Here is a 13,282-nt window from a genome sequence, read left to right on the forward strand (position 1 = left end):
CCATCAACTGTAGCGGACGGCCTTGATCTCGAAGGTCTTCACGCCGTTGGGCGCGGTGAAATCGAACTCGTCGCCTTCGCTCTTTCCGATCAGGGCGCGCGCGATAGGCGACGACACCGCGATGAGGTTCTGCTTGATGTCGGCCTCGAGGTCACCCACGATCTGGTAGGTGACCTCGGCGTCCGTGTCGACGTCGACGAGGTCGACGATCGCGCCGAAGACGATGCGCTTGCCGACGCCGAGGCGCTCGGTATCGATCACCTCGGAGTTGGACAGCGCGGCTTCCAGTTCGGCGATGCGGCCTTCGTTGAAGCCATGCATCTCGCGCGCGGCGTGATACTCGGCGTTTTCCTTCAGGTCGCCGTGCGCACGCGCCTCGGCGACGGCCGCGACGATTTCCGGCCGCTTCACGCGCTTGAGGTATTCGAGCTCGTCGCGCAGGCGATCGGCGCCCTTCTGGGTCAGGGGAGGACGGCTGGCGCTCATGCGTTCAACTCCTTGTGCAGGTCCTGCAGGCTGTTCACTTCGCCATTGGCGTGGAAGTCGAGCGAGTGCACGAGGGCACGCGCGCCTGCGACGGTCGTGGAATAGGTGACGCGCTGCTGCAACGCCTCGCGACGGATCGAGAACGAATCGGAGATGGCCTGCTTGCCTTCCGTCGTGTTGACGATATAGACGACCTCGCCGTTCTTGATCAGGTCGACGATGTGCGGCCGGCCCTCGAGCACCTTGTTGATGCGCTCGCACTTCACGCCGTTGTGCTCCAGGAACGCGGCCGTACCCGTCGTGGCGACGATGACGTAGCCGCGCGCGGCGACGTCCTGCGCGATCGGCAGCAGGCGGTCCTTGTCGGCGTCACGCACCGACATGAAGACCTTGCCCTTCGGCGGCGCCTTGATGCCGGCGGCCTCGTGGCCGCGTGCGAAGGCGGCGCCGAAGCTGCGGCCCACGCCCATCACCTCGCCCGTGGAACGCATCTCGGGGCCGAGGATCGGATCGACGTTCTGGAACTTCAGGAACGGGAAGATCGCTTCCTTCACCGAGTAGTACGACGGGATGATCTCCTTCGTCGCGCCCTGGTCGGCGAGCGTGCGGCCGGCCATGGCGCGCGCGGCGATCTTCGCCAGCGACATGCCCGTGGCCTTGCACACGAACGGCACCGTGCGCGAGGCACGCGGGTTCACTTCCAGGATGAAGACGTCGTCGCCCTGGATGGCGAACTGCGTGTTCATCAGGCCGATGACCTTCAGTTCACGGGCCAGTTCGGTGACCTGGCGGCGCATCTCGTCCTGCACTTCCTGCGAGAGCGAATACGGCGGCAGCGAGCACGAGGAATCGCCCGAGTGCACGCCGGCTTCCTCGATGTGTTCCATGATGCCGCCGATCAGCACGTTGCCCTCGGCGTCGGCGACGATGTCCACGTCCACTTCCACCGCGTGGTCGAGGAAGCGGTCGAGCAGCACCGGCGAATCGTTGGACACCTGCACGGCGTCGCGGATGTAGCGCGACAGGTCGGCGTCGGCGTAGACGATTTCCATGGCGCGGCCACCGAGCACGTAGCTCGGGCGCACGACCAGCGGATAGCCGATCTCGCGGGCCAGGGCCAGCGCCTCGTCGGCGTTGCGCGCGGTGCGGTTCGGCGGCTGCTTGAGGTCGAGCTTGGTGATCAGCTTCTGGAAACGCTCGCGGTCTTCGGCCAGGTCGATCGACTCGGCGGAAGTACCGATCACGGGCACGCCCGCGGCTTCGAGCGCGCGCGCGAGCTTCAGCGGGGTCTGGCCGCCGTACTGCACGATCACGCCCTTGGGCTTTTCGAGGTCGACGATTTCCAGCACGTCTTCCAGCGTCAGCGGTTCGAAGTACAGGCGGTCGGATGTGTCGTAATCGGTGGAAACGGTCTCCGGGTTGCAGTTGACCATGATGGTCTCGAACCCGTCCTCGCGCAGCGCGATGGCCGCGTGCACGCAGCAGTAGTCGAACTCGATGCCCTGGCCGATGCGGTTCGGGCCGCCGCCGAGGACGATGATCTTGTCCCGGTCGGTCGGGTTCGCCTCGCATTCTTCCTCGTACGTGGAATACATGTACGCGGTGGTGGTGGCGAACTCGGCGGCGCAAGAGTCGACGCGCTTGTACACCGGGCGCACGCCCAGCGTACGGCGCACGTGGCGCACGGCGGCCTCGTCGGTGCCGACCAGTTCGGCCAGGCGCGCGTCGGAGAAGCCCATGCGCTTGAGTTCGCGCATGCGCGGCTCGTCGAGCGCGGTAAGGCCCTGGCGCTGCACCTCGCCCTCGGTCATCACGATGTCCTCGAACGCGGCGAGGAACCAGGGATCGATGCGCGTGAGGTTGTGCACCTCTTCCAGCGAGAGGCCCGCACGGAAGGCGTCGGCCACGTGGAAGACGCGATCCGGACGCGGCTCGCGCAGTTCGCGCTTGAGGATCTGAAAGCCTTCCTCGCTGCCGATGTCCAGGCCCGTCGGGTTGAGGCCGGTCTTGCCGATTTCCAGGCCACGCAGGGCTTTTTGCATCGACTCGTGGAAGGTGCGGCCCATCGCCATCACCTCACCCACCGACTTCATCTGGGTGGTGAGGCGCGCATCGGCGGCCGGGAACTTCTCGAAGGCGAAGCGCGGGATCTTGGTGACGACGTAATCGATCGACGGCTCGAACGAGGCCGGGGTGAGACCGCCGGTGATGTCGTTCTTGAGTTCGTCGAGCGTGTAGCCGACGGCGAGCTTGGCGGCGACCTTGGCGATCGGGAAACCGGTGGCCTTGGAGGCCAGCGCCGAGGAACGCGACACGCGCGGGTTCATCTCGATGACCACGACACGGCCATCTTCGGCATTGATGCCGAACTGCACGTTGGAGCCACCGGTGTCCACGCCGATCTTGCGCAGCACCGCGATGGAGGCGTTGCGCAGGCGCTGGTATTCCTTGTCGGTGAGCGTCTGCGCCGGCGCGACCGTGATCGAGTCGCCCGTGTGCACGCCCATCGGATCGAAGTTCTCGATCGAGCAGACGATGATGCAGTTGTCCGCCTTGTCGCGGACCACTTCCATCTCGAATTCCTTCCAGCCCAGCACCGATTCCTCGACCAGCACCTCGTGCACGGGCGAGAGTTCGAGGCCACGGCCGACGATCTCGACGAATTCTTCCTTGTTATAGGCGATGCCGCCGCCCGAACCGCCGAGGGTGAAGCTCGGGCGGATGATGGTCGGGAAGCCGACGGTGGTCTGGATTTCCAGCGCCTGTTCCATCGAGCGTGCGACTTCCGCCTTCGGGCACTCCAGGCCGATCTCGGCCATGGCCTTGCGGAACAGGTCGCGGTCTTCCGCCATGCGGATGGCGTCGCGCGAGGCGCCGATCAGCTCGACGTTGTACTTTTCGAGCACGCCATTGTCGGCGAGGTCGAGCGCGCAGTTGAGGCCGGTCTGGCCACCCATCGTGGGCAGCACGGCGTCCGGGCGCTCCTTGGCGATGATGCGCTCGACGGTCTGCCAGTTGATCGGCTCGATGTAGACGGCGTGGGCCGTCTCCGGATCGGTCATGATCGTCGCCGGGTTCGAATTGACCAGGACGACGCGATAACCCTCTTCCTTCAGCGCCTTGCAAGCCTGCGCGCCGGAGTAGTCGAACTCGCAGGCCTGGCCGATGACGATCGGGCCGGCGCCGATGACGAGGATGGTCTTGATGTCTGAACGCTTGGGCATGGTTTCTCTCGCGAATCGAAGGCTGATGGTCTAGCGGGCGGCGGTACGGCGTCAGGACGCCTTCTTCGCCTTGCCCTGCTCCATCGAGGCGATGAACTGGTCGAACAGGTAGCCGACGTCCTCCGGGCCCGGGCTGGCTTCCGGGTGGCCCTGGAAGCAGAAGGCCGGGCGGTCCGTCAGGGCGAAGCCCTGCAAGGAGCCGTCGAACAGCGAGGTATGGGTGATGCGCACGTTGGCCGGCAGGGTTTCCGGGTCCACCGCGAAGCCATGGTTCTGCGAGCTGATCAGCACGCGGCCCGAATCGTGGTCCTTCACCGGGTGGTTCGCGCCGTGGTGGCCGAACTTCATCTTCGAGGTTTTCGCACCGATGGCGAGCGCCAGGATCTGGTGGCCCAGGCAGATGCCGAACAGGGGGATCTTCGTTTCGAGGATTTCACGCGTGGCGGCGATGGCGTAGTCGCACGCGGCCGGATCGCCCGGGCCGTTGGCGAGGAAGATGCCGTCGGGATTCATCGCCAGCACGTCCGAGGCCGGCGTCTGCGCGGGAACCACGGTGATGTCGCAGCCGCGGCCGGCGAGCAGGCGCAGGATGTTCTGCTTCACGCCGTAGTCGAAGGCGACCACGCGGTACTTCTTCGGCGCGTTGTAGAAGGCCTGCTTGTCGAGGTCGTAGACGCCCTCGCTCCACTGGTAGGTCTTGGTGGTGCTGACCACCTTGGCCAGGTCCATGCCGTTGAGGCCCGGGAAGGCCTTGGCCTTGGCGACCGCCGCGTCCGCGTCGATGCCTTCGCCGGCGACGATGCAGCCGTTGAGCGCGCCCTTCTCGCGAAGGATGCGGGTGAGCCGGCGGGTGTCGATGCCCGCGATGGCCACCACGCCGTGGCGGGCGAGGTAGTGCGGCAGCGGTTCGGTGCTGCGCCAGTTGCTGGCCAGGCGCGGCACGTCGCGCACGATCATGCCGGCCGCGTGGACGCGGTCGGCCTCGACGTCGACGTCGTTCGTGCCGGTATTGCCGATATGGGGATAGGTGAGCGTGACGATCTGGCGGGAGTACGACGGGTCGGTCAGGATTTCCTGGTAACCGGTCATGGCGGTGTTGAACACCACCTCGCCAACCGTCTCACCGCGGGCACCGACCGCGTGGCCGTGAAAAACGCTGCCGTCTTCGAGAGCAAGCAGAGCAGGAGTACGCATGGGATGGCCGCCTTCAGGTGCAGCAAAGCCCGCAAGCCAGCAAAAAGCGGCTCGTGGGCCTTGGGGATAAGGAATCGTAGGGCGGGTAAGAATGATAGGTGTGAAAGCCCATTCTGTCCACCGGCAAACGATGAACGCGCACGTGGCCGAATATCGCAGGGACGGCGGTCCGACACGATACAATGCCCGTGAGGTACCTACCCGAGACCCGCCGCATGCTGCTCGACCCCGCCCGCCTGGAACGTCCCGACACCGACATCAGGCACGAGCCGTTCTCGTTCATGATCGCCCACGGACAACTCCCGGACGACGCGCGCAACGACCTGGAGCGCGACTTCCCGCAGTACAGCAGCGCCGGGTTCTTCCCCTACGACGCCAGCGACTGCGGTCCGTCGGTGAACGAGCTGGTGGAACAGATGACCTCGCGGGCGTTTTCCGCGGCCATCGGCCGCCATCTGGGCATCGAAGGCCTGGAGAACTACCCCACCCTGGTTACCCTCTGCCGCCTGCTCAACCGCCGCCACGGCACGATCCACACCGACAGCAAGTCGAAGATCGCCACGGCGCTGATCTATCTCAATCCGATGTGGCCCGATACCAGCGACGGCTGCCTACGCTTTCTTCGCTCGATCAACAACATAGACGACATGGTTGCGCCGGAGTTGAAGCCGCTGTACGGGGAGTTCGCCGTGTTCCGCCGGGCCGAGAACTCCTTCCACGGCCACCTGCCCTACGAGGGCGAGCGCCGGGTGATCCAGGTGGCGTGGCTCACCTCGGAAGAGGAAAAGACCCGCAAGACCAAGCGGGGCAAGTTCTCTCGGGCCTTCAAGAAGATCTTCGGCAAGCTCGACCGCAAGATGGGCGCCGACCGCGACCGCAACGCGTCGCATCCGGACTGAGGCGCCCCCTCAACGACAGGTCGGTTGCCCCCTGTGGGAGCCGCTTCAGCGGCGACAGGCCTCGCGGATACATTGCCCGCTGCCGCGGGATCGCCGGCACAGCCGGCTCCCACAACGGCCGGCTCCCACCAGCTTATCGGCGACTGGTGGGAGCCGACCCTGTCGGCGATTCAGGCCCCAGTGGAGCCGGACCCTGCCAACGATCGGCCCCCTTGTGGGAGCCGACTTCGTCGGCGATCCGGCCCCCTCAGCGCACCCCGAAATACCACCCCACGAACAGCGCGAACACCCCGTAAAGCGCCCCGATCGGCATCAACCAGCGCGCTTCCACCGCCCCCCGGCGGAACATCGCCCACAGGGCCACCACCGCCACGGCCGTGATCGCGCCCGCCACGATCAGCGGCGTGTCGAACAACCAGGGCGTGGCGAACAGCGCCAGTGAACTGGGAATCGTCGCCTGGATCATCATCGCCCCGGAAATGTTCGCCAGCGCCAGCCGTTCCTTGCCCTGGCGCACCCAGATCAGCGCATTCACCGTCTCGGGCAACTCGGTCGCGACCGGACTCAATACCAGCGCGACCAGATGCGGCGACAGATGGAAGAATTCGCCCAGCGCTTCCAGCTGCCAGACGAAGGTGCGCGAGGCGATGGCGATCACCACCAGTGCCAGCCCTGTCTGCAACATCACCCAACTCATGCCGGGGTTCGCCTCGTGTGGCCGGAACGTCAGCGGTTCCAGCACCTCGTCGTCCGGTCCGCTGGTGTCGTCGCGCATTTCGCGCCACACGTAGAACGCGTACGACAGCAGGAACAGCACGCCCAGCCACGGCTTCCAGCTGAAGGCGACGAGGCCCAGGCCCACCTTGACGACGAAGATCGCGAGGAACCACGACTGGTCGCGCGCCAGCCGCCGGTTATCCACCCTGACCCGCGTATCCGGCCTTTTCAGGCGTTTACGCCCTGCATATAAAGCGAATCCGACCACCGCATACGCGATGGTCGCCAACACCAGGGGACCACCGAGCGCCGCTCCGACGCCGATGTCACGCGCCGCCGGCGTCTTGCCGAAAACCACGGCGACGAAGGTCACGGCACTTTCCGGCAAGGCGGTACCGAAGGCGGCCAGCACGGTACCGGTCGTGGTCGAGCCGAGGTTGAGCTTGCGCCCGAACCATTCGACGCCGTTGACGAAGTACTCGCAGGCGAAATAGATGGCCCCGGCGGACACCAGGAACAGGAAGCACGTCAGCAGCATGTTTCGCTTATAGGCCGGGCGAGCGCGAGAAAACCGATGGCGCAACGACACCGCTCGCCCGGCCGGGTGAGCATGTCGATGGCCAAAGGTCTCGCCGGGCGGGCGGCGCACTCTCCATGCGTCGCTACCGTTCGCGCCATGGGGTCACAAGGACCGCCAAGTCTGTTGACGCGAACTCCTCAGGGGGAACGAGGATGGCTACTCCCCAATGACATCGGCGCGGATGTTAACACGGCTTCGAGAATCTCAACCCCGTTTGGAGGCGATCACGTCCTCGATCGACCAGGCGCCGGGGGCCCGGCCGGCGATCCACGCGGCGGCCTCCAGGGCTCCGCGCGCGAAGATCGAACGGTCGGTCGCGCGGTGGCCGAGTTCGATGCGCTCGCCCTGCCCCATCAGCAAAGCCTGGTGCTCGCCGACGATGTCGCCACCGCGCACGACGGCGAAGCCGATCGTGCCGGCCTTGCGCGCCCCCGGACGGCCTTCGCGCGAATAGACGGCCAGCTCGTCGAGGGTGGCGCCCCGCCCCGCGGCTGCGGCATGGCCGAGCGCCAGCGCGGTGCCGGACGGGGCGTCTTCCTTGCGATTGTGGTGGGCTTCGACGATGTCGAGGTCCCAGCCGGGCAAGGCCGCCGCGGCTTCACGCAGCAGGCGTGTGAGCACGGCCACGCCGAGGCTGAAATTGGCGGCGCGAAGGACGGCGATGCGCTCGGCCGCCTTCGTCAGGCGATCTTCCAGCGCGTCGGAAAGCCCGGTCGTGCCGGTGACCAGCGCCGCGCCGCTTTCCTCGCAGTGATCGAGCGCGGCCGCGAGGCCTTCCGGTCCGCTGAAATCGACGACGACATCGACACCGGCGGCGTCGGTCCAGTCGGTGAAGCGCAATGCGGAGAGATCGCCATGGACGGCCTTGCCGAGTCGCGGCGAGCCGACCGAGACGATGGCCCGGGCGAGCTCGAACCGTTCATCGTCACGCACGAGCCCGAGCAGCGCGAGACCCATGCGGCCGGATGCGCCGCTGATGGCGAGACGGACGGGTCGGGTCATGCAGGCGGCCTTGGCGGGGAAGGAGGACGAATCGTAGCAGCAGCGCACATGCCATAATCCCGGGTCCCGCAGCCGACCCGATCCCCATGGCCCGTCGCATCCTCGTCACCAACGCGCTTCCCTATGCCAATGGCCCGCTTCACCTTGGCCACATGCTCGGCTATATCCAGGCCGACATCTGGGCGCGCGCGCAGCGAATGCAGGGTAACGAGGTCTGGTACGTCGCCGGCGAGGACGCCCACGGCACGCCGATCATGCTCGCGGCGGAGAAGGTCGGGAAGTCGCCCGAGGATTACATCGCGGGCATCCGCGCCGGGCATGAAGCCGACTTCACCGACTTCCACTTCAGCTACGACCAGTACCACACCACGCATTCGCCGGAGAACCAGGATCTCGCGACGGCCATCTACACGCGCCTGCGCGACGGCGGCTACATCGCCCGCCGCGACATCCAGCAGTTGTACGACCCCGAGCGCGACATGTTCCTGCCGGATCGCTACATCAAGGGCACCTGCCCCAACTGCGGCACGCCCGACCAGTACGGCGACAACTGCGAGAACTGCGGCGCCACGTACGCGCCCACGGACCTGATCTCGCCCTATTCCGTGATGTCTGGCGCGACGCCGATCCTGCGCGATTCCGAGCACTTCTTCTTCGAGCTGGGCAAGTTCGAGACCCTGCTGCGCGACTGGTTCGACGGCAAGTTCACCGGTGGCAAGCCGGTGGCGAACAGTGGCGTGACGGCGAAGCTCGCCGAATGGCTCGACGGTGGATTGCGCGATTGGGACATCTCGCGCGACGCGCCCTATTTCGGCTTCCCGATTCCCGACGCCCCGGGCAAGTTCTTCTATGTCTGGCTCGACGCCCCGGTCGGCTATCTCGCCTCGTTCAAGGCGCTTTGCGAGCGGACGGGCCTGCGCTTCGACGATTTCCTCGGCGCCGGCAGCACCGCCGAGATGCACCACTTCCTGGGCAAGGACATCATCAACTTCCACGGCCTGTTCTGGCCGGCGATGTTGCACGGCGCCGGCATGCGCACACCCACGGCGTTGCACGTGAACGGGTACCTGACGGTGAACGGCGCGAAGATGTCCAAGTCGCGCGGCACCTTCATCCAGGCGCGCACCTACCTCGACGCGGGCCTCGATCCCGAGGCGCTGCGTTACTACTTCGCGACGATGCTCGGCCCGCAGCCGGTGGACGTCGACCTCGACCTGAAATCGTTCGAGGACCGGGTCAACTCGCACCTCGTGGGCAAGTGGGCGAACATCGCCAGCCGCACGGCCGGATTCCTGCATACCCACTTCGCCGGCACGCTCGCCGACCGCTTCGACGACGAGGCCACGCTGCTGTGGCGCGACCTGCTCGCGCAGTACGAGGGCATCGAAGCCGTGTACGAGGCGGACGAATTCGCCGAGGTGTCGCGCCGCTTCGTGGCCATGGCCGATGCCGTGAACGGCTACATCGCCGCCAAGGCACCCTGGGTCATCGCCCGCGACGAATCGCGACGTGACGAGCTGCAACAGGTCTGCTCGTTCGCCATCAACGCGTTCCGCCTGCTGTCCGGCCTGCTCAAGCCGATCCTGCCGATCACCGTCGCCGCGGCGGAAACCTTCCTCGGCGCACCCATCGCGAACTTCGACGATGCCCGTCGCGAGTTGCACGGCCATACCGTCAACGCCTTCTCGCCGCTGTTCGGCCGCCTCGACCCGAAGAAGATCGAAGCGATGATCGAGGCCTCGAAAGAATCCTTCTCGCCCGCGGAACAGGCCAAGGCCGCCACCGCGGTCGCCAAGCCCGCCAAGAAAACCACGGAAGCACCGAAACCGATGACCGACGCCGCCACCGAGACCGCCACCATTTCCATCGACGACTTCGCCAAGCTCGACCTGCGCGTCGGCAAGGTGCTGGCCTGCGAGTTCGTCGAAGGCTCGGACAAGCTGTTGCGCTTCGAGCTCGATGCCGGCCCGCTGGGCAAGCGCCAGATCTTCTCCGGCATCCGCGCCGCCTATGCCGAGCCGGAAAAGCTCGTCGGCCGCAACGTCGTCTTCATCGCCAACCTCGCGCCGCGCAAGATGCGCTTCGGCCTGTCCGAGGGCATGATACTTTCCGCCGGCGACGGTGGTGCGGACCTGTTCCTGCTCGACGCCGACCAGGGCGCGGCGCCAGGCGCCACCGTCCGCTGACGGTCATCCATCGGCACGCGCCAGCCATGACGCCAACGCTCGCCGACCGGATCGACGACCTGCTGCCGCAGACGCAGTGCGAGCAATGCGGTTTCCACGGCTGTCGCCCCTATGCGGAAGCGATCGCCGCCGGTGATGCCGGTATCGATCGCTGTCCACCCGGTGGGGCCACCGGCATCGCGCGGCTCGCCGCCCTGCTCGACCGCCCCATCGTCCCACTCGATCCCACGCATGGCGTGGAGAAGCCGCGCACGCTGGCACGCGTCGTCGAAGCCGACTGCATCGGTTGCACGAAGTGCATCCAGGCCTGCCCTGTCGATGCCATCGTCGGATCGTCGAAGCTGATGCACACGGTGATCGCCGATCTCTGCACCGGCTGCGAACTCTGCGTGCCCGCCTGCCCGGTGGACTGCATCACGCTCGACCCGATGCCACTGGCGCAGGCGGACGACCGCGCGCATGCCGACGCGGCGCGCTCACGCTTCCAGCGTCGCGAACGGCGCCTCGCCCGCGAACGCGACGCGCGCGAACGCAAGCTCGCCGCCAGCAAGGCGGATGTCGCCGCGGCCACGGCGCGAAACCCGGTGCTCGAGGCCCTGGCCCGGGCCAAGGCGAAGAAGAAGGATCATCCGTGAAGAAGGCCGACGTGGTCGAGATGTTCAGCCGCCTGCGCGAGCTGAATCCACATCCCAAGACCGAACTGGAATACACCACGCCTTTCGAACTGCTGGCCGCCGTGGCGTTGTCCGCGCAAGCGACCGATGTCGGCGTCAACAAGGCCACGCGCAAACTGTTTCCCGTGGCGAACACGCCACAGAAAATCCTCGATCTCGGCCTGGAAAAGCTGAAGGGCTACATCAGCACCATCGGCCTCTACAACAACAAGGCGAAGAACCTCATCGCCATGAGCCAGATCCTCGTCGACCGTTATGCGGGCGAGGTGCCACGGTCACGCGAAGCGCTGGAGGAATTGCCGGGCGTCGGCCGGAAGACGGCCAACGTCGTGCTCAACACCGCGTTCGGCGAGCCCACGCTAGCGGTGGACACGCATATCTTCCGCGTCGCCAACCGCACGGGCCTGGCCCCGGGACCGGACGTGCGCAAGGTCGAGGACAAGCTGGTCAAGGTGATCCCGAAGGAGTTCCTCCAGGACGCGCACCACTGGCTGATCCTGCACGGGCGCTACGTGTGCAAGGCGCGGAAGCCGGAGTGTCCTGTCTGTCCGATCGTCGACTTGTGTGCTTACAAGCACAAGACGAAGGCGCCCGGCTGAGAGCATCGCCGACGGAGTCGGCTCCCACACTGAAGCCAAAGCGTCGCCGGCGGGGTCGGCTCCCACCAGAGCCAAGGCATCGCCGGCGGGGTCGGCTCCCACCGGAGCCAAGGCATCGCCGACAAGTCGGCTTCCCACCAGGTTGCGATAATCTGGTGGGAAGCCGACTTGTCGGCGATTCGGCGATTCAGGTGCTAAGCAACCTGCCTGGAACCCTCCACCCGCCGCCCAAGCTCCTGCCAGTCGACGATCAACTCGCAACCGCGCTTGGAAGCATTGCTGCCCCACTCGCGCAGCAGTTCCAGCGACGCCTGGTCCACATGATGCAGACGGTCCATCATCACCGACAGCCGCGTGTTCGGTGGGATGCGTTCGAGGGTACGCGCCATCGACGGCACCTTCAGGAACGTGGCCGATCCTTCCAGGTGCAGCGTCGCCATGCCCGGCTCGTCATGATGCGTCACGTCCATCTTCAGCTTGGACGAGAGCAGCGCCAGACGCAGCAGCGACAATCCGAAGCCGACGATGACACCCGTCAACAGGTCCGTGGCGACGATGGCCAGCGTGGTCGCGACATAGACCGCGGCCGTACCCTTGCCATAAGCGGCGAGGCTCTTGATCTGCTTCGGGTTGACCATCTTCACGCCGGTGAACACCAGGATGCCCGCGAGGCAAGAAACCGGTGTCATCCGCATCAGCCACGGCAACAGCATCACGAAGGCCAGCAGCCAGCCGCCATGCATGATCGCCGCCATGCGCGTGGCCGAACCGGCCTGCACATTGGCCGCGCTTCGCACGATCACGCCCGTCATCGGCAACGCGCCGAGGAAACCGCAAATGAGGTTACCCACGCCTTGCGCCGTCAGTTCACGGTCGTAGTTCGTTCGTTCACCATCGTGCATGCGATCCACGGCGGCGGCCGAGAGCAAGGTCTCCGCGCTGGCAATGAAGGCGAAGGTCGCCGCGGCCACCAGCAAGGTCGCGTCGAACACACCGAACAGGCTGCCCAGGCTCGGCAAGGTCACCGCCGAGAACAGGTTCGACGGCACGTCCACGCGCTTCACGTCGAATGCCCCGAGCTGCGCCGCGGCGGTCATCGCGACCACCGCGAGCAGGGCTCCCGGCACGAAACGCAGCCTTGCCGGGCGGAGCTTTTCCCACGCGAGCATGATCGCGATCGTGCCGAGGCCGATCATCAGCGCGGCGGGCGCCTGCCCTTCGCCGGCACCCGTCACCGATTCCCAGACGGCACCCGGCAGCGCGGCGAAGTTCTCCAGGCCACGAGCCTTGGGAACCGCATCGAGCAGCACGTGCGACTGCGAAGCGACGATGAGGATGCCGATGCCCGAAAGCATGCCGGCGACCACCGCGGGCGAGGTCATGCGAAACCAGACGCCCACCCGGCAAAGGCCGGCGGCGATCTGGATCAGGCCGGCAAGGAGCACGACGGGACCGAGGGCGGCCACGCCGTGCTCGCGCACCAGTTCGAACACCAGGACCGCGAGGCCCGCCGCCGGGCCGCTGACCTGCAGCGGCGAACCGGCGATGGCGCCCACGACGATACCGCCGACGATACCGGTGATGAGTCCCGCGCTGGGCGGCATGCCCGACGCGATCGCGATACCCATGCACAGCGGCAATGCGACAAGAAAAACGACCACCGATCCTAGGAGGTCGCGGCCAAACAGGCCCTGGGAGAAATAAGCACGCATGGCGAACGT

10 protein-coding genes and 1 riboswitch are annotated in these 13,282 nt (G+C 66.4%); of the genes, 4 read left to right on the forward strand and 6 right to left on the reverse strand.

Going from position 1 to position 13,282, the window contains the following annotated elements:
• Nucleotides 1-3 precede the first annotated feature (3 nt).
• Genes greA through carA form a run of 3 tightly spaced genes read right to left on the reverse strand, consistent with a single transcriptional unit; the run spans nucleotide 4 to nucleotide 4,904 of the window.
• A complete protein-coding gene (greA, locus tag AB6730_RS08015) occupies nucleotides 4-486 on the reverse strand; it encodes a transcription elongation factor GreA (protein ID WP_371023126.1) in 483 nt (160 codons plus the stop codon).
• Nucleotides 483-3,710 carry a carbamoyl-phosphate synthase large subunit gene (gene carB / locus AB6730_RS08020; RefSeq protein ID WP_371023127.1) on the reverse strand — a complete coding sequence of 1,076 codons (3,228 nt, stop codon included), beginning with the start codon at nucleotides 3,708-3,710 and terminating at the stop codon, nucleotides 483-485. Before carB ends, greA begins: the two co-directional genes overlap by 4 nt.
• Before the next feature lie 51 nt (nucleotides 3,711-3,761).
• A complete protein-coding gene (gene carA, locus AB6730_RS08025) occupies nucleotides 3,762-4,904 on the reverse strand; it encodes a glutamine-hydrolyzing carbamoyl-phosphate synthase small subunit (protein ID WP_371023128.1) in 1,143 nt (380 codons plus the stop codon).
• 215 nt (nucleotides 4,905-5,119) lie between these two features.
• Here carA and AB6730_RS08030 point away from each other — a divergent pair, with 215 nt between their 5' ends.
• A complete protein-coding gene (locus AB6730_RS08030; RefSeq protein WP_371023315.1) occupies nucleotides 5,120-5,803 on the forward strand; it encodes a 2OG-Fe(II) oxygenase in 684 nt (227 codons plus the stop codon).
• Nucleotides 5,804-6,050: 247 nt separating this feature from the next.
• On the opposite strand, the gene AB6730_RS08035 is transcribed toward AB6730_RS08030, so the two are convergent.
• Nucleotides 6,051-7,058, reverse strand: coding sequence for a sodium:calcium antiporter (locus tag AB6730_RS08035; protein WP_371023129.1), 1,008 nt, complete (start codon nucleotides 7,056-7,058; stop codon nucleotides 6,051-6,053).
• 12 nt (nucleotides 7,059-7,070) lie between these two features.
• Nucleotides 7,071-7,277: riboswitch (yybP-ykoY riboswitch) on the reverse strand.
• A 27-nt stretch (nucleotides 7,278-7,304) separates the two neighbouring features.
• Nucleotides 7,305-8,102, reverse strand: a complete 798-nt coding sequence (gene dapB, locus AB6730_RS08040) for a 4-hydroxy-tetrahydrodipicolinate reductase (protein ID WP_371023130.1) — start codon at nucleotides 8,100-8,102, stop codon at nucleotides 7,305-7,307.
• Between the two features lie 86 nt (nucleotides 8,103-8,188).
• On the opposite strand from dapB, the gene metG reads away from it, so the two are divergent.
• Genes metG through nth form a run of 3 tightly spaced genes read left to right on the forward strand, consistent with a single transcriptional unit; the run spans nucleotide 8,189 to nucleotide 11,561 of the window.
• The gene (gene metG / locus AB6730_RS08045; protein ID WP_371023131.1) at nucleotides 8,189-10,288 is read left to right on the forward strand and encodes a methionine--tRNA ligase; all 2,100 of its coding nucleotides are present in this window, start codon (nucleotides 8,189-8,191) and stop codon (nucleotides 10,286-10,288) included.
• Nucleotides 10,289-10,314: 26 nt separating this feature from the next.
• Nucleotides 10,315-10,923 carry an electron transport complex subunit RsxB gene (gene rsxB, locus AB6730_RS08050; RefSeq protein WP_371023132.1) on the forward strand — a complete coding sequence of 203 codons (609 nt, stop codon included), beginning with the start codon at nucleotides 10,315-10,317 and terminating at the stop codon, nucleotides 10,921-10,923.
• Nucleotides 10,920-11,561, forward strand: coding sequence for an endonuclease III (nth, locus tag AB6730_RS08055; protein ID WP_371023133.1), 642 nt, complete (start codon nucleotides 10,920-10,922; stop codon nucleotides 11,559-11,561). Before rsxB ends, nth begins: the two co-directional genes overlap by 4 nt.
• 194 nt (nucleotides 11,562-11,755) lie before the next feature.
• Here the strand turns inward: nth and AB6730_RS08060 are convergent, their stop codons facing one another.
• The gene (locus tag AB6730_RS08060; protein WP_371023134.1) at nucleotides 11,756-13,273 is read right to left on the reverse strand and encodes a SulP family inorganic anion transporter; all 1,518 of its coding nucleotides are present in this window, start codon (nucleotides 13,271-13,273) and stop codon (nucleotides 11,756-11,758) included.
• Nucleotides 13,274-13,282 lie beyond the last annotated feature (9 nt).

The sequence above is a fragment of the Luteibacter sp. RCC_6_2 genome (assembly GCF_041360655.1).
Lineage (GTDB): Bacteria > Pseudomonadota > Gammaproteobacteria > Xanthomonadales > Rhodanobacteraceae > Luteibacter.